Source organism: Streptomyces bottropensis ATCC 25435 (genome assembly GCF_000383595.1).
GTDB lineage: Bacteria > Actinomycetota > Actinomycetes > Streptomycetales > Streptomycetaceae > Streptomyces > Streptomyces bottropensis.
Map to the genome: position 1 here is coordinate 8,902,293 of NZ_KB911581.1, position 16,495 is coordinate 8,918,787.

Genomic DNA, 16,495 nt, shown 5'->3' on the forward strand with positions numbered 1-16,495 from the left:
TGGCTCGACACCGAACGCTCAGATGATGCCCGCCCGGCCGGCATCGGTCACCCAGGTCGGGAATTCGGACAGGAGCCGGTCGTACAGCTCCTGGTCGGGGACGGTACCGATGTCGTCCACGGCGAAGAATCCGACATTGTCGACGCGACGGCCGGGCAGCGCGTCGAAGCGCTCCAGCACTCCGTAGTCGGCCCGTCCCAGCCCCACGAACTGCCAGAAGATCGGCTCCTCGACAGCATCCCGCAGCTCGCGCTCGATCAAAGCGTCCCGGTAGACACCCCCGTCGGAGAAGAACAGCACCAAGGTGGGGGCACCGGCGGGATTCTCCCGGACGTAGGTGCGTACCTGGGCGATCGCCTTCTGTTCCTCGTTCTGGATGCCGATCGTCCGCATGTCGATCTGGCCTGTCTGCAGTCCTCTGGCCGGCTTCTTGCCACGTCGGAAGAGGCTCATCTGTCCGACGCGCACATGCAGTCGCAGCCATGCGGGGAGTTCCCCGATGCGCAGGTCAGGCAGCCGCGCCGCGTTCGAAGCGAAGGTCCAGGCCTGCATCTCACCGTCGTCGTCCAGCTGCGCGGCAACCGCAGCCATGCGCTCGACGACATCGGCGACGACGCCCTTGGAGTAGAGGAACGACATGGATCCGGAGGCGTCCAGAACCAGGATGACGCGGGCGGTGACTCCCGCCGCACCATGCTTCCTGAGGCTGACGGCCACTTGCTCCTTACGCAGCGACAGTCGCTTGCGCATGTCGACGGGCAACCGTTCCTCGTCCTTGCTGAGACTCGGGCCCACCGGTGCCGCGGCCGGGACGTGTGGTGCCGTGGCCGGGGCAGGTGGCGCGGGGGACGCAACAGCTGGTGCCGCGGCGGGGACAGGTGGCGCGGGAGGCGGCGAGGACACGGGCGGGTCCGAGGGCGCGTCGTCGACGGTGATGCCGAAATCGGAGGCCAGCCCGGCGAGGCCGGAGGCGTATCCCTGACCGACCGCGCGGAACTTCCACTGCCCCGCCCGTAGATACAGCTCGCCACCGATGAACGCGGTCTCCGTCGCCGCCTCCATGGGAAACCGTGCGATCTCGGTCCGTCTCCCGGCGTCCCACAGCCGCAAGGTCAGTCCGGGCACCTGTCCGAACGTTCCGCCGTCGGCCGAGGCGCACAGCAGAACTCGTTCGACAGCGGGTTCGAGCGCTTGCAGGTCCACCTCGACCGTGTCGGTCAGGACACCGCCGGCGCTCTGTTTACCCCGGTGTGCCACAGCGCTCGACGCGTGCCGAGGCTGGTTGTAGAAGACGAAGTCACCGTCGTCCCGAACGCGTCCCACACCGGTGAGCAGCAACGCCGAGGCATCGACATCGGGTACGCCGGGCCCTTCGGGCCACGTCAGTTCGACGCGTACCGAAGGGGCGTCGACGGGAAGGTTGGCACCCTTGCTCAGTGCTCTCGCTGTCATGGGGGAAGTCTGCCCGCCGAGAGCGCGGGAGGGCAGACCTTCTGCGGTCCGCGAGGCGTGCGATGCCCCGCCGCGCCGGGGCATCGCACCCCGGGTCTCACTCCGCCAGCGGCAGATACACCCGGTTCCCGCTCTGCGCGAACTCCTTCGACTTCTGCAGCATCCCCTCGGCGATCTCCTTCTGGGACGCCCCCTCTGCCGCCGCACCGCCGAACCGCTCGGTGATGCTGTGACTGATCTTCATCGAGCAGAACTTCGGCCCGCACATGGAGCAGAAGTGGGCCGTCTTGGCCGGCTCCGCCGGCAGCGTCTCGTCGTGGAACTCACGAGCCGTGTCGGGATCGAGGGCCAGGTTGAACTGGTCCTCCCAGCGGAACTCGAAGCGGGCGTCCGACAACGCGTCGTCCCACGCCTGTGCACCCGGGTGCCCCTTGGCCAGGTCCGCCGCATGAGCCGCGATCTTGTAGGTGATGACGCCGGTCTTCACGTCGTCGCGGTTGGGCAGACCCAGGTGCTCCTTGGGTGTCACGTAGCAGAGCATCGCGGTGCCCCACCACGCGATCATCGCGGCACCGATGCCCGAGGTGATGTGGTCGTACGCAGGGGCGACGTCCGTGGTCAGCGGGCCGAGCGTATAGAACGGAGCCTCATCGCAGATCTCCTGCTGCAGGTCGATGTTCTCCTTGATCTTGTGCATCGGGACATGTCCCGGGCCCTCGATCATCGTCTGTACGTGAAAACTCTTGGCGATGGAGTTCAGTTCCCCCAGCGTGCGCAACTCCGCGAACTGGGCCTCGTCGTTGGCATCCGCGATGGATCCCGGGCGAAGGCCATCACCGAGGGAGTACGTGACGTCGTAGGCGGCGAGGATCTCGCACAGCTCCGGGAAGTTCTCGTAGAGGAACGACTCCTTGTGGTGCGCCAGGCACCAGGCCGCCATGATCGAGCCGCCGCGGGAGACGATGCCGGTCTTGCGGTTCGCGGTGAGCGGTACGTACGCCAGTCGCACGCCCGCGTGGACGGTCATGTAGTCCACGCCCTGTTCAGCCTGCTCGATGACCGTGTCCTTGTAGATGTCCCAGGTCAGCTCCTCGGCTCGGCCGTCGACCTTCTCCAGCGCCTGGTAGAGCGGCACGGTACCGATGGGAACGGGGGAGTTGCGCAGCACCCACTCGCGGGTGGTGTGGATGTTCCGGCCCGTGGACAGGTCCATGACCGTGTCGGCTCCCCAGCGGGTCGCCCAGGTCATCTTCTCGACCTCCTCCTCGATGGAGGAGGTGACCGCGGAGTTGCCGATGTTGGCGTTGACCTTCACCAGGAATCGCTTGCCGATGATCATCGGCTCGATCTCGGGGTGATTGATGTTCGCTGGCAGTACGGCCCTGCCTGCGGCGATCTCCTCACGTACGACCTCGGGCGAGACGTTCTCCCGTATGGCCACGTACTCCATCTCGGGGGTGATCTCGCCGCGCCGCGCGTACGCGAGCTGGGTCACCGCCCGGCCGTCACGGCTACGGCGCGGCTGGCGTGGCCGCCCCGGGAACACCGCGTCGAGGTTGCGCAGTCCGCCACGCGGCGAGGTGTGCTTGATCCCGTCGTCCTCGGGGCGCACGGGCCGGCCCGCGTACTCCTCGGTGTCTCCTCGGCCGATGATCCAGTTCTCGCGAAGGGGAAGCAGTCCTCGCCGGACGTCGGTCTCCGCTGTCGGATCGGTGTACGGGCCGGAGGTGTCGTACAGGGTGACGGATTGTCCGTTGGTCAGGTGCACCTGGCGGACCGGCACCCGCAGATCGGGGCGCGAGCCCTCGATGTACGCCTTGTGCCAGCCGATGGACTTCCCGGACTCCAGTGGCTGTTCACCCTCGTTGTGTCCGCCCTCGGACGAGACGGATGCCCCGTCCGGCTGGCTGGAGGCAGGCGTGCGTGTGTCCTCGATGGTCATGAGACCTACTCCCTACGCCGGCATTACCCGGTAACAGGTTCAGCGGTCGACGCAGCGATTTCCGCCCGACGATGTTCCACGTGAAACATCGCGTCTGCGGAGGTCAGCGCCCTCTCAGCCCGGTGCTCCGAGCTCCCGCGTGTGCAAAGGTGCCTCCACGCTAGCGGCAGATGTGGCGCGGTGAACAGTGGGCCTCGCTCGTTCTTGCGATGATCGGTCGGTGACCACGACGCAGCAGCCCCCGCCTCCGCCCCCCGAGCCGCCCCACGGCCATGGCCCCGGAAACGGTCATGGGCATGGATCCGACGGCGGCCACGGCTACGGCTCCGGGGGCGGCCACAGCTCCGGCGGCGGCCACGGTCCCGGTGACGGACATGGCCACGGCCCGTCCTCCGGCGGCGGCGGCGGCCACGGACACTCCCACAGCCACGGTCCCGCCGCTCCCGTCTCGCAGCATCTGCGCAAGGTCATCGCGGCGGTGCTGATCCCCTTCGCGACCGCGGTCGTCGTGGGCCTCGTCGTGCTCTGGCCGGGCGGCGCCCCCTCGCACGAGCGCACCGGCGTGGGCTTCGACCGGCAGACACAGCAGGCCACCGTCACCAGGGTCGAGGAGGTCGACTGCTCGTCGGTGAACGCCTCGGGCGACACCCCGACCGGTGACACCTCCACCGCCGAGGGATCGTCCGCCCAGCAGCAGGCCAACGGCACCTGCAAGAAGGCCACAGTCCGCGTCGACACGGGCGACGACAAGGGCCGTACGTTCACGGAGATCGTTCAGCCGGACCAGTCACGGCAGTTGGAGCAGGGCCAGGAGGTCGTGGTCGCGTACGAGCCCGCCGCGCCCAAGGACCTGCAGTACTCGGTCACCGATGTGAACCGGAAGCTCCCGATGGCCCTGCTCGCCGGGATCTTCGCACTCGCCGTCGTGGTGGTGGGCCGGATGCGCGGGGTCATGGCCCTGGTGGCGCTGGCCATCAGCTTCATGGTGCTGACCCTCTTCATTCTGCCGGCCATCCTGCAGGGCTCGAACCCGCTGGTCGTGGCGGTCATCGGCGCCAGCGCCATCATGCTGATCGCCCTCTACATGTGCCACGGGCTCTCGGCCCGGACATCCGTGGCGGTGATCGGCACCCTGATCTCACTGCTGCTGATCGGCCTGCTGGGTTCGGGTTTCATCGGCTGGGCCTATCTGACCGGCAACACCGACGACAACACGGGGCTGATCCACGGGCTGTACCCGACGATCGACATGAGCGGTCTGCTGCTCGCGGGGGTCATCATCGGCTCGCTCGGTGTGCTCGACGACGTGACGGTGACCCAGACGTCGGCGGTCTGGGAACTGCACGAGGCCAATCCGGCAATGGGCTGGCGAGGGTTGTACCGGGCGGGCATCCGCATCGGCAGGGACCACATCGCGTCGGTCGTCAACACCCTCGTCCTCGCCTACGCCGGTGCCGCGCTGCCCCTGCTGCTGCTCTTCTCGATCGCGCAGAGCAGTGTCGGCACGGTCGCCAACAGCGAACTCGTCGCCGAGGAGATCGTGCGCACGCTGGTCGGGTCGATCGGCCTGGTGGCCTCGGTACCGGTGACCACCATGCTGGCCGCCCTGGTCGTCTCGGCCGACCGCCCGGGTGCCCCCGAAGCGGCCGCCGTGCCCGCGCCGGCGCGCGGGGGACGAGGCCGCCGCCGCAAGCGCTGAAGCGTTACGGCACCTCGGGGCCGTAACGGTTCATCCCGCGCTCTGCTCCTCCGCCAGGATGCGGTCCAGAGCCTCGTCGAGCAGCGTGTCGAAGTCGGCGAGGGAGCGCTCCTGCCCCAGCGGCACAAGCTTGTCCGTACGGTCGAGGAAGGCCACCAGCGGCGCCGTGCCGACCCGGAACATCGCCTGGTCGGTGCCCACCTGAAGCCGGATCAGGACCTCCCCGAACGTCTCCGGATCGGCGGGGGCGATGTGCACGTCCCCGTCGCCGCACGGCCGCCCGACGCCGTCGATGAGCAGCTCCCGTCCGAAGGCCCAGGTCACCGGGGCATCGCCGGGCAGGTGGAAGGTCAGCCGCACGGCATAGGGATCGCAGGTCTCATAACGGAGCTCCACCGGGATGCGGAAGGAGAGCTCCTCCGAGACGAGAAAGCTCATCATGACCTCTGCCTGTACCGACTCGCGCATCGCCTACCCCGCCGTGTTCGTCGATTGGCCAGGAATCATCCGCCTGACACCTCTGGAAGTTTGCTGAAAGTACACGAGAGATCACAAGGAGTGATTTTTCAGATGCTGATAGAGATCGCGAGTGTCCCTAGCAGCTTCCCGATCTCGGTCTGCAACTGACGGGCGAGGGGCAGCAGTCGGTCCGCCTGGTGCGAGGGCAGCGAGATGGCGAGAGTGCCGGCGGTCGACCCCGCCGTGATGGGAAGAGCGGCGCAGACCGTCCCCAGGGCGTACTCCTGCCGCTCCACGACCGGTTCCATCCTCCCCATCCGCCCGAGGCGCCTTAGCAGCGTCTCGTCGTCACGGACCGTGTAGGGGGTCAGCGACTGCACCGGATAGCGCTCCAGGTGGTCGCGGCGGTCCTCGTCGCTCAGCTGGGACAGCAGACACTGCCCGATGGCGTGCGCGTGACCGGTCTCCCGGAAGTCGGCCCACTCCTCGACCGCCGGGGTGTTGGGGCTGTCCGCGACGCACTTGACCTCGATCTCGCCGTCCCGGTAGATCGCGAAGTACACCGGCACGCCGAGGGTGTCCCGCCAGTGCGCCAGGGCCTCACCCACCGTGCTGCGACGTTTCTGCTGCGCTCCGCTGCTGCTCAGCCGCTCGGCCGCCTCACCCAGGAAGAACAGCCCCTTCTCCCGGCGGAGATAGCCCTCATGGACCAGGGTGCGCAGCAGGTGGTAGGCCGTGGGCAGCGCTAGCCCGGCATCCCGCGCCAACTGCTTCGCGGGCGCTCCGTGTTCTCGCTCGGCGACGGCTTCCAGCAGTCGCATCGCCCGCTGCACCGAGCCGATCAGGGTCCCGGAGTTCGCCTCGCTCGCGGTGGGCGACGCAGGGGACGGGATACGCGCCCCCCGTCCCGGACCGTGTCCGAGCGGGGACCCTGGGCGTACGGGCCCCGTCTGCGGCCGGGGCTTGGTCGGTGGCGCCAGTGGCTGTGCCTGCGCGCGGGGCGACGGCGGAGGGGGCTGCGCCTGCGTGCGGGCCGTCGGCGCGGGTGGCTGCGTCCGCGGCCTCGTCCGTTCCTGTGCCTGCGCCAGCGGAGGTTCGGGGCAGCGCACCTTCTCCTCGCCCGGCGAGGTGCGTGGCTGAACGGGGGGAGCCGGGGTCGTCGACGGCGTCGTACGCGGCGGGGACTGCGGGACATGAGCCTCCGCCTCCCGGACGCGCGCGTGCTCGGCGGCGGCCACCGGTGTCGATCGAGGGCCCGGCTGTGTGGGCGGAACCGCGCTCTGTGCCGACCGGGAGAGCGGTCGGCCGGAAGAGGCGAGGGGTTCTGCGGGTGCGGTGTCAGCCGTGGCCAAGGGGTCACTCCCGAAGCGCGAGGAGGGCCGCCCGTGCGAGGGACACGGGAGGGAGATGCGCCGCCCGCGGGGGTCGAGCCCGCGACGAGTTCCCGGACTCTAGCCGCCCGTCACCGCCTGTAGACGGCCCCGCCGGGAAACTTCCCCCTGGCGAGGGAACCTCACGTTCCTGTTACCGCCGCGCCCTGACCGGGGTTCACCCACTCACGCCTCACCTGTGACGCGACGCTGACGCCTCACCAGTCGCCGCGCGAGGAGGATCCCGCCGTGAACTTCTTGACGACGTAGACCAGTCCACCGACCAGCGCCACGAAGACCAGCACCTTGAAGAGCAGGCCCACCACTACCTGGACGACGCTGACTATCAGCCCTCCGAACACCAACAGGGCGATGACCGGCACCGCGACCCACTTCACCCACCACGGCATCCCCGCGAAGATCTCCCGCATCGCCCTTGCTCCTCGTGTCTCCACCCGTCGCCCCGCCACCGGGGCACTCATTCCGGGCCTTTTGCTGTCCTGCCGTCGATGCTAGGGCCACGCGGGGGCCGTCCGGGGGCCTCGTACCCCTTGTCCATCCCTGATCGTCCCCCTAGGGAACACCGAAGCGGATGTCAGCCCTCCGGCGGAGAGAACACCACCACGACCCTCAAGTCCTCGGTGATGTGGTGGAACTTGTGGGCGACCCCGGCAGGCACGTACACGACACTGCCGCGCGCGACCTGGGTGGTCTCCAAGCCGACCGTGATCGATGCCCGGCCGCTCACCACGAGATACACCTCGTCCTGACCGTGCGGCTTCTGCGGATCGAGCTCGCCGGCATCGAGCGCGTATAGGCCGACCGACATGTTCCGTTCGCGCAGGAACTGCAGATAGGCACCGTCATTGGCGGCGCGCTCCGCCTCCAGCTCGTCCAACCGGAATGCCTTCATCGACTTAGTCGCCCCTGCCCGGTGCTCGTACCGATCGCTTCTGCCACGATCAGACACATGATGAATTTCCTAGTCAAGACGATCGCCAACGCGGGCGCCCTGGCGGTCGCCGTCTGGCTGCTCGACAAGATCACGCTGACCGGTGACAGCACGGGCAAGGAGGTCGGCACCCTGCTGCTGGTCGCGCTCGTGTTCGGCCTGGTGAACGCCGTGGTCAAGCCGCTCGTGAAGCTGTTGACCCTCCCGCTGTTCATACTCACGCTCGGCCTGTTCACGCTGGTCGTGAACGCCCTGATGCTCATGCTCACCTCGTGGCTGGCCGACGTCGTCGACCTGAGCTTCCATGTGGAGGGCTTCTGGACCGCCGTCCTCGGCGGCCTGATCATCTCGATCGTCTCGTGGGCGCTCTCCCTCGTCCTGCCCGACGGGGACTGAGGTCCGGCATGACCTATCGAGTCTGCTTCGTCTGTACCGGCAACATCTGCCGCTCCCCGATGGCCGAGTCCGTCTTCCGTGCCCGGCTGGAGGAGGCCGCGCTGGAGAACCTGGTCGAGGCCGACAGCGCGGGCACCGGCGGTTGGCACGAGGGCGACGGCGCCGATCCGCGCACCGTCTCCGTCCTGAAGGCGAACGGATACTCCGGCGTCCACACCGCCCGCCAGTTCCAGGTCTCCTGGTTCTCCCGCCTCGACCTCGTCATCGCCCTCGACGAGAGCCACCTCAAGGCACTGCGCCGCCTCGCGCCGACCGCGGCGGACGCGGACAAGATCCGGCTGCTGCGTTCCTACGACCCCGCCGCCGACGGAGATGATCTCGACGTCCCGGACCCCTACTACGGAGGCCTGGACGGTTTCGAGGAGTGCCTCGAACTGGTGGAGGCGGCGAGCCCCGGCCTGCTGGCCGCCGTACGCGAGAAGGTGGAGGGACGGGCCGCATGAGCACGCAGAACCCCGCCGTGGAACCCGGGGACGGCACCCGCGCGGTACGGGCCGGGCTGCCCGAGCCCGTCAAGCACGAGCCGACCCTCCCCGGGCCGGTCTTCGCCGCCCACTACCACCTGCCGGGCGAGCCCACCGGCCCGTACGCCTACGGGCGCGACCAGAATCCCACCTGGACCCTCCTGGAACGCGCCATCGGCGAACTGGAGGCACCGGGACAGGACGACGCCGAGACGCTCACGTTCGCCTCCGGCATGGCCGCCATCTCGGCCGTCCTCTTCTCCCAGCTGCGTTCCGGTGACGTCCTGGTCCTGCCGGACGACGGTTACAACGTGCTGCCGCTGGCAGGTGAGCAGCTGCGGTCGTACGGCATCGAGGTGCGCAGCGCGCCGACGGGCGGCGACGCCCAGCTCGACGTCCTCGACGGCGCCAGGCTGCTGTGGATCGAGACCCCGTCGAACCCGGGGCTGGACGTGTGCGACGTGCGGCGGCTCACCGAGGCGGCGCACGCGCGTGGCTGTCTCGTGGCCGTCGACAACACCCTGGCTACCCCGCTCGGGCAGCGGCCCCTCGAACTGGGCGCCGACTTCGCTGTGGCCAGCGGTACCAAGCAGCTGACCGGACACGGGGACGTCCTTCTCGGGTACGTCGTCGGGCGGGACGCCGCACTGATGGCCTCGGTGCGGCGCTGGCGCAAGATCGTCGGCGCGATCCCGGGCCCGATGGAGGCCTGGCTGGCGCATCGCTCGCTCGCCACGCTCCAGCTGCGCGCCGACCGGCAGAGCGCCAACGCCCTCGCCGTGGCCGAGGCCCTCAAGGGGCGGCCCGAGGTGACCGGGTTGCGTTACCCGGGGCTGCCCGACGACCCCGCGCACAAGATCGCCTCGCGGCAGATGAGGCGCTACGGGTGCGTGGTGTCGTTCACCTTGCCCACGCGCGCGCGTGCCGACCGTTTTCTCGACGCGCTTAGTCTGGTGGACGACGCCACGAGTTTCGGAGGAGTCCGTTCCACCGCGGAGCGGCGCGGCCGTTGGGGCGGCGACGCTGTGCCGGAGGGTTTCATCCGCTTCTCGGCCGGTGCGGAGGACACGGCCGATCTCGTGGCGGACGTGCTGCGTGCGCTGTCGGTTGCGACCGGCTAGTACTCCGCACGCACAACGGGCGGTCCGAGCCTCCCCCCTCGTGGCTCGGACCGCCCCCGGTTCCGCGCGCGAACCGCGCGAACAAGGCTAATTGACTCTGCGTCAGTGTCCAATCACAGTAGCGACAGGGGCCTATCGACTTATTTATGGTTGGGCGCTCCGGGCAGCGAGGGGAGGAACGACCATGGATCTGGCCTTACTGCGGACCTTCGTGACCGTGCACCGGGCCGGCTCCTTCACCCGTGCCGCCGCCCTGCTCGGCCTCTCGCAGCCGGCCGTAACCTCGCAGATACGCACCCTGGAGCGTCAGCTGGGCCGCCCCCTCTTCCTTCGCCAGGCACGCGGAGTGACGCCGACGACCATTGGCGACGAGCTGGCCCACAAGGCGGCCCCGCATCTCGACGCGCTGGTGGAGATCGCCGAGACCGGCCTCGACGACGACTCCTCCTTACGAACCCTCCATCTCGCCGGCCCACTGGAGTTCACCGCCGAGCGGGCTCTGCCTGCCCTCACCGAGCTGACCGGGGACGACGGCCAGGGCTTCGCGCTGCGGGTCTCCTTCGGCAACTCCGACAAGACGCTGGAGGGTCTCGCCGCCGGCCACCACGACCTGGCCATCACCACCGCCCAGGCCCGCGGCCCCCTGCTCAGCGCGACCCCTCTCTGCGACGAGGAGCACGTTCTGATCGCCGCCCCGCGCTGGGCGGACGAGATCGGGCCCGAGAGGCCGTGCCGCAAGGGAGCACACCTGCTGGAGGGGCTTCCCGTCGTCGAGGTACACGAGTCAATGCCCTTCGTCACCCGATACTGGGCGTCGGTCTTCGACGCCCGGCCCACGGCTTCCGGCACCGTCGTCGTCCCGGACCTGCGGGCGGTCCTGGCCTGTGCCGTCTCCGGCGCCGGACTTGCCGTGCTGCCGCGCTATCTGTGCGCCACCGCTCTGGACCGCGGTGACGTGGTCACGCTCCTGGAGCCCGCGGTGCCGCCGCTACGGACCTACTTCCTCGTGGTCCGGACCGGAACGCTGGCCTTGCCGCACATCGCGCGGGCGCATGAATGGCTGATGAGGGCCGCCGCGAGCTGGTCCTGAGGCCGCGTTGCAGCCACTCGACGGATGCGAGCGCGGGCAGCGAGCCCGCCCTGCGCCGCCAGGAAGCCACTCTTCACCTACAGCGATGTTTCACGTGGAACATGGAGGGCCACATTTCTCCCATGACCGTACGACCCGTGGTCAAGCGCACTGCCCGTGCCGTTCTGCTCGACGGCGACGACCTGATCCTGATCAAGCGGACCAAACCGGGCATGGACCCCTACTGGCTCACGCCGGGCGGCGGTGTCGAGCCGGAGGACACCACCGTCGTCGACGCGCTCCACCGCGAAGTGCACGAGGAACTCGGCGCGAAGATCACCGATGTGGTGCCCTGTTTCGTGGACACCGTCGAACACATCGGGGAGGACGGCGGCGCCACCGGTGTGAAGGTCCAGCACTTCTTCGTCTGCCGCCTGGAGTCCATGGACCCCTCCAAGCGGCACGGTCCCGAGATGGACGAGCCGCTGGGCGAGTACGAGATCGTACGCATCCCCTTCACTCGGGTCGGCATCGCTTCCGTGCACCTCGTCCCGCTGTCCCTGCGGCACTATCTGGACGGGAACATCGAGGGCGTGCGGGCGATGCACGCGCCGGACCTGGGCTGACGTCGCCGGCCGCCGGAGCGCTCGGCCTGGGGCCCCCGCCGGTCAGTCTCCGGCCGCCACCAGTTCCTCGACCGAGTCGTGCCGTATGCGGTCCGCGGGGATGCCGGCGTCCTTCAACGCGTCGACACCGCTGCGGATCATGCCGGGCGGGCCGGAGAGATAGGCGTCATATCCGTTCCAGGGCCCGTGGTCCCGTATCGCGTCCGGCAGTTGAAGCAGTCCGTGCCGGTCCACGACCGGGCGCACCTCGAGCCAAGAGTTGGTCTGCTGCAGCCGCAGCAGGGTGTCGAGATCGTAGAGGTCCTGACCGGTGCGGGCGCCGTAGAAGACCTCCACCGGGCGGTTCCGTCCGTGCTCGGCGACGTCCTCCACCATGGCTTTGATAGGTGCGATACCGGTGCCGCCGCCCAGGCAGAGCAGCCCGCTGTCGGTGGTGTGGTCGACCGTCATCGTGCCGGCCGGCGGCCCCAGCCGCAGAACGTCGCCCGGCCGGGCGCGATGCACGAGCGCGTTGGAGACCCAGCCCGCGGAGATCGCCTTCACATGGAACGTCAACAGCCCGTCCGAGCGGGGCGCCGAGGCGAACGAGTAGTGCCGCCAGATCCGCGGCCACCAGGGAGTCTCCAGGCTCGTGTACTGCCCGGCGAGGAAGGGATATGGCTGGTTCGGACGGACCGTGAGGACCGCGATGTCCGCGGTCCTCGGATCGTGCGAGACGACCTCAGCCAGCCACCAGGGCGGCGACCGCAGTTCGTCCGCCGCCGCCGCGTCGATCATCACCTGGGAGATGGTCGTGTACACCCGAACCCAGGCTGCCTCGGTCTCGTCGTTCCAGCTCGCCTTGGCATACCGGCTCAGAGCGCCGATCAGGCACTCGCCGACGGCCGGGTAATGATCGGCCTGCGTGCCGTACTTGCGATGACCGCGACCGAGATTCTGCAGGTAGTCGACGAGGACCGGGGTGTTGTCGATGTGTTCGGCAGCGGTCAGGAGAGCCTTGAGCAGGCGGTCGCGCTGGGCGTCCATCGCCGGAGGGAACATCGAGCGCAGCTCAGGGTGCTGGACGAAGAGCAGCGCGTAGAAGTACGAGGTGACCTTGTCGGCGACGGGTCCGACCTCGGCCATGGTCCGCTGGATGAGAACGGCGTCGGGGGAGGCCGTGGGGCCGCCTGACTGGTTGGGCACGTGGGCGACGGAGTGCTCGGAACCGTGCTCCTCTGCGGGCTGCGCGGCCCGGGCAGGCGGGGAATACGGCGGGACGCCTGGCGGAAGGTCGGCGGAGCTCTGTATTCGCTCCCGTGCCACGCCTTCCCGGGCCTGCTCCACACTGCTCGGCGGCTCCAGGGAACGACCCACGGGCCGCAGGCCGGCGAGGCGGTAACCCTCGGGCTCCAGGTCTTCGCCGGGGGACGGCGGAGACGTACGTGGTGTGAACCAGCCGCCTCCGTCACTGCCCCCCGAAGTGCCGTTGCCGGCCGACGTGGTGGTCGGAGCGTCCATGGTCTGCCTCGCCTCGAACATCTTTCGGTCGATCTAGTACGCCCCCACTCGGAAGTCGCACGCTTTCCCCCGCGGACGGCCTTGCTTTCCCCGTTCGTTCCCCGTCGGCCAATGCGGCCACAGTCAGTCCGGATTCCCGATCCGTACGGTCAAGTAGGCGAGAGTGTGACGTGAGCCGCAGCTCTCACCGCAGCGTTCCACGGCGCACGAACGCCCCCACCTCGTAACGGCAAACGCGGGTCTCCGATCCCCTGTCCGGTTAGGCTGCATTGAGCTGCGTTCGCACCCCTGTCATGAGACGGCTGCATCTCACTTCGGACACGAACCGGACTCGACCCTACCGGCAGGGCCGCCACACACAAGTCCCCCCATCCCGTACCGCGAATTCCATGGGGGCGAATCAGTGATTCCTTCAATTGCTGGGCCAGGGCACATCAATTCATAGATATCCCACAGATCCGACTCGCGCACGAGTGGGTGTCCGGCCTCAGTCCCGGTTCTCATGTCCCAAATGTTTCGCAGCCGCGGCGAGCCGGTCCTCCCAGGCCCGGAGACCGGTGTTTCACGTGAAACATCGGTCCGCCCACTGTGTGGTTGGGCGCGAAATGGCCAAACAGGTGTGTGTCTGACCGCAAACCGGTGGACGCCAAGGGCTCATGTCGGACAGCCTGACCCGCGTGTCGACACTTTCCCCCGCAGCTCTGCCCATCCGCCGCCTGACGCCTCGCGACCGCACCGCCTGCTCCGACCTGTCCGAGGACCGGGGTTGGCCCCGGGAGGAGCACAAGTGGGGGCTCCTCCTTGCGGCCGGCACCGGCTACGGCGTCGATGCTCCCGACGGCGGGCTTGTCACCGCCTGCGTGGTGACCGAGTACGGCCCCGTCGGCAGCCCTGAACTGAGTGCGATCGGCATGGTTCTGGTCGCCGAACGGTATGCCCGCCAGGGCATCGGCCGCTGTCTGATGCGTCATGTGGTCACAGAGATGGGCACCACTCCGCTGACCCTGCACGCGACCCCGTACGGACGTCCGCTCTACGAGGAGCTGGGCTTCAAGGTCACCGGGCAGGCCGAGATGATCCGCGGACACTTCACACCTGGGGCGCCCGACGTCTCGGTCCGTACGCGCCCGGCCACGGCCGAGGACCTGACCACGATCCTCAGGCTCGACGCAGAAGTCTTCGGCACAGACCGCACGCACATCCTGACCCGGCTTCCCGCGTTCGCCGATCAGCTGCGTGTGGCCGTGGAGAACGACAGGATCATCGGATACGCGGCTGCCTGGCCCAACATGGACGATCATGTCGTCGGCCCGTTGATCGCCCGTGACACTCGGACGGCAAAGGCGCTCATCACGTCCCTGGCCGCCCACACCGAGCGACCTTTGCGCACCGACATCGACGTACGTCACGACGAACTGCTGGCGTGGGCGAAGGAACGGGGCCTGGCATCGATCGCCTTCAACTCGGTGATGACGTACGGGCTCTCCGAGCTGCCGGGTGACTGGACCCGGCGCTACGCCCCGCTGACCGTGGCAGCGGGCTGAGCCACCGAACCCAGCGGGCTCGTCAGCGGTCAGTGATGCACGGGTGTCCGCCGTGCGGCCGCTCCAGAGCCCTCGACGACGGTGTCGGCGGCCGCGCCCCCACGCTCCAGCAACGATGCGATGAGCGCGAGCACGAGAGCACTCCCGGCGAGGACGGCACCGACCCAGCTGGGCGCCGTGTAGCCGAGACCGGCGTCGATGACGAGTCCGCCAAGCCAGGCGGAGAGCGCGTTGCCGAGGTTGAAGGCGCCGATGTTCACGGCCGAGGCCAGCGTGGGGGCGCCATGCGCCTGGTCGAGAACCCGCTTCTGGAGCGGCGGCACGGTCGCGAAACCCAGAGCACCGACCAGCGTGATGGTCACCGCAGCGGCGATCTTGTCGTGGGCGGTGACGGAGAACAGTGCGAGAACGACCGCGAGAGCGCCCAGTGAGACGTAAAGCATGGGCATCAGCGCGCGGTCGGCGTACTTGCCGCCCACGAGGTTGCCGCCGACCATGCCCAGACCGAAGAGGACGAGAAGCCAGGTGACGGAGGAGTCGGCGAAGCCGGCGACGTGCGTCATCATCGGGGCGATGTAGGTGATGGCCGCGAAGACGCCGCCGAAGCCCAGCACCGTCATCGCCATGGCCAGCAGTACCTGGACGTTCCTGAAGGCGGCCAGTTCGTCGCGGAGGCGGACGTCCTGCGGCTTGGGAAGGTCGGGGACCAGCCGGGCGACGCCCAGCAGGCCGACGACTCCCAGCGCGGCGACCCCGGCGAAAGTGACCCGCCAACCGACGGACTGCCCGATGAGGGTGCCCAGCGGCACTCCGACCACGTTCGCGACGGTCAACCCGCTGAACATCATCGCGAGGGCACCGGCCTTCCGGTCCGGGGCGACGAGTTCGGCCGCGACCACCGAGCCGATGCCGAAGAAGGCACCGTGCGCCAGTGAGGCGATCACGCGGCCAAGCAGCATGACAGAGAAGGCGGGAGCGAGCGCGGAGAGCAGGTTGCCCGCGATGAACAACCCCATCAACAGCATGAGCATCCGCTTGCGGGACACCCTCGTCCCCAGAGCGGTCATGACCGGCGCTCCGAACACGACGCCGAGTGCGTAGCCGGTCACGAGGAGGCCGGCGGTGGGGATGGAGACCCCGAAGTCGCCCGCGATCTCGGGCAGCACTCCCATGATCACAAACTCCGTCGTGCCGATGCCGAAGGCGCCGATCGCCAGTGCCAGAAGCGCGAGGGGCATGAGGACATACACCTTCCAGAAGATTGCAGGGGCGCTTATCGAGCGTACACAATACTTGCATACGCGCACTATCGGCAGGTGCGGGCAATTGCGTGAGTGGCCTACCCTGGGGGCGAGCAGCTTCAGGACGGAGGAACACCGATGACGGCGACGGATCCCGCACTCACCGCCCTCGCTCAGGGCTGGTGCGCTCTCTCCCTGTTGCACGGGCGGATCGAGGCCCGCATCGAGCGCGCACTGCAGTCCGGGCACGGCCTGAGCGTGCGGGAGTACTCCCTGCTCGACGTGTTGAGCCGCCAGCACGACGGCGAGGGCGGGCACCTGCAGATGAAGCAGGTCGCCGACGCGGTCGTGCTCAGCCAGAGCGCCACGACCCGGCTGGTCACCCGGCTCGAGGACCGTGGTCTGCTCGCGCGCTATCTGTGTCCGACCGACCGCCGGGGCATCTACACGGACGTCTCCGAGGCGGGCTTGCGGCTCCTCGCCGAGGCACGTCCCACCAATGACGCCGCCCTGCGCGAGGCCCTGGACGAGGCGGCCGAGAACCCTGAACTGGCCCCTCTGGTCCGCGTCGTGGAGTCACCGAACGTGTCCGCCTAGGGT

The 16,495-nt window shown here is 68.8% G+C and carries 16 protein-coding genes; 8 read left to right on the forward strand and 8 right to left on the reverse strand.

Going from position 1 to position 16,495, the window contains the following annotated elements:
* Nucleotides 1-18: 18 nt before the first annotated feature.
* Entirely contained in the window at nucleotides 19-1,452 is a 1,434-nt protein-coding gene (locus tag STRBO_RS0139500) for a VWA domain-containing protein (RefSeq protein ID WP_005482908.1), read from the reverse strand.
* A 97-nt stretch (nucleotides 1,453-1,549) separates the two neighbouring features.
* On the reverse strand, nucleotides 1,550-3,394 hold the full coding sequence (thiC, locus tag STRBO_RS0139505; RefSeq protein WP_005482909.1) for a phosphomethylpyrimidine synthase ThiC: 1,845 nt from the start codon (nucleotides 3,392-3,394) through the stop codon (nucleotides 1,550-1,552).
* A gap of 220 nt (nucleotides 3,395-3,614) precedes the next feature.
* Here thiC and STRBO_RS0139510 point away from each other — a divergent pair, with 220 nt between their 5' ends.
* On the forward strand, nucleotides 3,615-5,093 hold the full coding sequence (locus STRBO_RS0139510; RefSeq protein WP_005482910.1) for a YibE/F family protein: 1,479 nt from the start codon (nucleotides 3,615-3,617) through the stop codon (nucleotides 5,091-5,093).
* 30 nt (nucleotides 5,094-5,123) lie between these two features.
* Here the strand turns inward: STRBO_RS0139510 and STRBO_RS0139515 are convergent, their stop codons facing one another.
* The 4 genes from STRBO_RS0139515 to STRBO_RS0139530 form a co-directional block, all read right to left on the reverse strand.
* The gene (locus tag STRBO_RS0139515; RefSeq protein WP_005482911.1) at nucleotides 5,124-5,561 is read right to left on the reverse strand and encodes an SsgA family sporulation/cell division regulator; all 438 of its coding nucleotides are present in this window, start codon (nucleotides 5,559-5,561) and stop codon (nucleotides 5,124-5,126) included.
* A 98-nt stretch (nucleotides 5,562-5,659) separates the two neighbouring features.
* Nucleotides 5,660-6,373 (reverse strand): IclR family transcriptional regulator, encoded by a 714-nt coding sequence (locus STRBO_RS0139520; RefSeq protein ID WP_202500220.1) that lies wholly within the window; start codon nucleotides 6,371-6,373, stop codon nucleotides 5,660-5,662.
* Nucleotides 6,374-7,140: 767 nt separating this feature from the next.
* Complete coding sequence (locus STRBO_RS0139525; protein ID WP_005482913.1) at nucleotides 7,141-7,353, reverse strand: DUF5326 family protein; 213 nt, start codon at nucleotides 7,351-7,353, stop codon at nucleotides 7,141-7,143.
* Between the two features lie 164 nt (nucleotides 7,354-7,517).
* Nucleotides 7,518-7,835, reverse strand: coding sequence for a cupin domain-containing protein (locus tag STRBO_RS0139530; RefSeq protein ID WP_028797115.1), 318 nt, complete (start codon nucleotides 7,833-7,835; stop codon nucleotides 7,518-7,520).
* Nucleotides 7,836-7,892: 57 nt separating this feature from the next.
* Between STRBO_RS0139530 and STRBO_RS0139535 the strand changes: the two genes are divergently transcribed.
* The 5 genes from STRBO_RS0139535 to STRBO_RS0139555 all read left to right on the forward strand — a co-directional run bounded on the left by STRBO_RS0139535 (nucleotide 7,893) and on the right by STRBO_RS0139555 (nucleotide 11,610).
* Nucleotides 7,893-8,270, forward strand: coding sequence for a phage holin family protein (locus STRBO_RS0139535; protein ID WP_005482915.1), 378 nt, complete (start codon nucleotides 7,893-7,895; stop codon nucleotides 8,268-8,270).
* A gap of 8 nt (nucleotides 8,271-8,278) precedes the next feature.
* Nucleotides 8,279-8,773, forward strand: a complete 495-nt coding sequence (locus STRBO_RS0139540) for a low molecular weight protein-tyrosine-phosphatase (protein ID WP_020115816.1) — start codon at nucleotides 8,279-8,281, stop codon at nucleotides 8,771-8,773.
* Nucleotides 8,770-9,915 (forward strand): cystathionine gamma-lyase, encoded by a 1,146-nt coding sequence (locus STRBO_RS0139545; protein WP_005482919.1) that lies wholly within the window; start codon nucleotides 8,770-8,772, stop codon nucleotides 9,913-9,915. Before STRBO_RS0139540 ends, STRBO_RS0139545 begins: the two co-directional genes overlap by 4 nt.
* A 184-nt stretch (nucleotides 9,916-10,099) precedes the next feature.
* Nucleotides 10,100-11,005, forward strand: coding sequence for a LysR family transcriptional regulator (locus STRBO_RS0139550; RefSeq protein WP_005482921.1), 906 nt, complete (start codon nucleotides 10,100-10,102; stop codon nucleotides 11,003-11,005).
* 122 nt (nucleotides 11,006-11,127) lie between these two features.
* Nucleotides 11,128-11,610 (forward strand): NUDIX domain-containing protein, encoded by a 483-nt coding sequence (locus tag STRBO_RS0139555; protein WP_013002277.1) that lies wholly within the window; start codon nucleotides 11,128-11,130, stop codon nucleotides 11,608-11,610.
* Between the two features lie 42 nt (nucleotides 11,611-11,652).
* Here the strand turns inward: STRBO_RS0139555 and STRBO_RS0139560 are convergent, their stop codons facing one another.
* Nucleotides 11,653-13,131 (reverse strand): globin domain-containing protein, encoded by a 1,479-nt coding sequence (locus STRBO_RS0139560; protein ID WP_005482924.1) that lies wholly within the window; start codon nucleotides 13,129-13,131, stop codon nucleotides 11,653-11,655.
* 635 nt (nucleotides 13,132-13,766) lie between these two features.
* Between STRBO_RS0139560 and STRBO_RS0139565 the strand changes: the two genes are divergently transcribed.
* Complete coding sequence (locus tag STRBO_RS0139565) at nucleotides 13,767-14,654, forward strand: GNAT family N-acetyltransferase (protein ID WP_020115818.1); 888 nt, start codon at nucleotides 13,767-13,769, stop codon at nucleotides 14,652-14,654.
* Between the two features lie 29 nt (nucleotides 14,655-14,683).
* Here STRBO_RS0139565 and STRBO_RS0139570 read toward each other — a convergent pair whose 3' ends face one another.
* The gene (locus tag STRBO_RS0139570; RefSeq protein ID WP_020115819.1) at nucleotides 14,684-15,892 is read right to left on the reverse strand and encodes an MFS transporter; all 1,209 of its coding nucleotides are present in this window, start codon (nucleotides 15,890-15,892) and stop codon (nucleotides 14,684-14,686) included.
* 141 nt (nucleotides 15,893-16,033) lie between these two features.
* Between STRBO_RS0139570 and STRBO_RS0139575 the strand changes: the two genes are divergently transcribed.
* Nucleotides 16,034-16,492, forward strand: a complete 459-nt coding sequence (locus STRBO_RS0139575; RefSeq protein WP_005482931.1) for a MarR family winged helix-turn-helix transcriptional regulator — start codon at nucleotides 16,034-16,036, stop codon at nucleotides 16,490-16,492.
* Nucleotides 16,493-16,495 lie beyond the last annotated feature (3 nt).

Excerpts from the sequence above, each read along its gene's own strand:
- STRBO_RS0139500 (WP_005482908.1), bottom strand. The coding sequence starts at position 1,452 with ATGACAGCGAGAGCACTGAGCAAGGGTGCCAACCTTCCCGTCGACGCC.
- thiC (WP_005482909.1), bottom strand. The coding sequence starts at position 3,394 with ATGACCATCGAGGACACACGCACGCCTGCCTCCAGCCAGCCGGACGGG.
- STRBO_RS0139555 (WP_013002277.1), top strand. The coding sequence starts at position 11,128 with ATGACCGTACGACCCGTGGTCAAGCGCACTGCCCGTGCCGTTCTGCTC.
- STRBO_RS0139540 (WP_020115816.1), top strand. The coding sequence starts at position 8,279 with ATGACCTATCGAGTCTGCTTCGTCTGTACCGGCAACATCTGCCGCTCC.
- STRBO_RS0139550 (WP_005482921.1), top strand. The coding sequence starts at position 10,100 with ATGGATCTGGCCTTACTGCGGACCTTCGTGACCGTGCACCGGGCCGGC.
- STRBO_RS0139520 (WP_202500220.1), bottom strand. The coding sequence starts at position 6,373 with ATGCGACTGCTGGAAGCCGTCGCCGAGCGAGAACACGGAGCGCCCGCG.
- STRBO_RS0139530 (WP_028797115.1), bottom strand. The coding sequence starts at position 7,835 with ATGAAGGCATTCCGGTTGGACGAGCTGGAGGCGGAGCGCGCCGCCAAT.
- STRBO_RS0139565 (WP_020115818.1), top strand. The coding sequence starts at position 13,767 with ATGTCGGACAGCCTGACCCGCGTGTCGACACTTTCCCCCGCAGCTCTG.
- STRBO_RS0139525 (WP_005482913.1), bottom strand. The coding sequence starts at position 7,353 with ATGCGGGAGATCTTCGCGGGGATGCCGTGGTGGGTGAAGTGGGTCGCG.
- STRBO_RS0139515 (WP_005482911.1), bottom strand. The coding sequence starts at position 5,561 with ATGCGCGAGTCGGTACAGGCAGAGGTCATGATGAGCTTTCTCGTCTCG.
- STRBO_RS0139535 (WP_005482915.1), top strand. The coding sequence starts at position 7,893 with ATGATGAATTTCCTAGTCAAGACGATCGCCAACGCGGGCGCCCTGGCG.
- STRBO_RS0139560 (WP_005482924.1), bottom strand. The coding sequence starts at position 13,131 with ATGTTCGAGGCGAGGCAGACCATGGACGCTCCGACCACCACGTCGGCC.
- STRBO_RS0139545 (WP_005482919.1), top strand. The coding sequence starts at position 8,770 with ATGAGCACGCAGAACCCCGCCGTGGAACCCGGGGACGGCACCCGCGCG.
- STRBO_RS0139575 (WP_005482931.1), top strand. The coding sequence starts at position 16,034 with ATGACGGCGACGGATCCCGCACTCACCGCCCTCGCTCAGGGCTGGTGC.
- STRBO_RS0139570 (WP_020115819.1), bottom strand. The coding sequence starts at position 15,892 with ATGCCCCTCGCGCTTCTGGCACTGGCGATCGGCGCCTTCGGCATCGGC.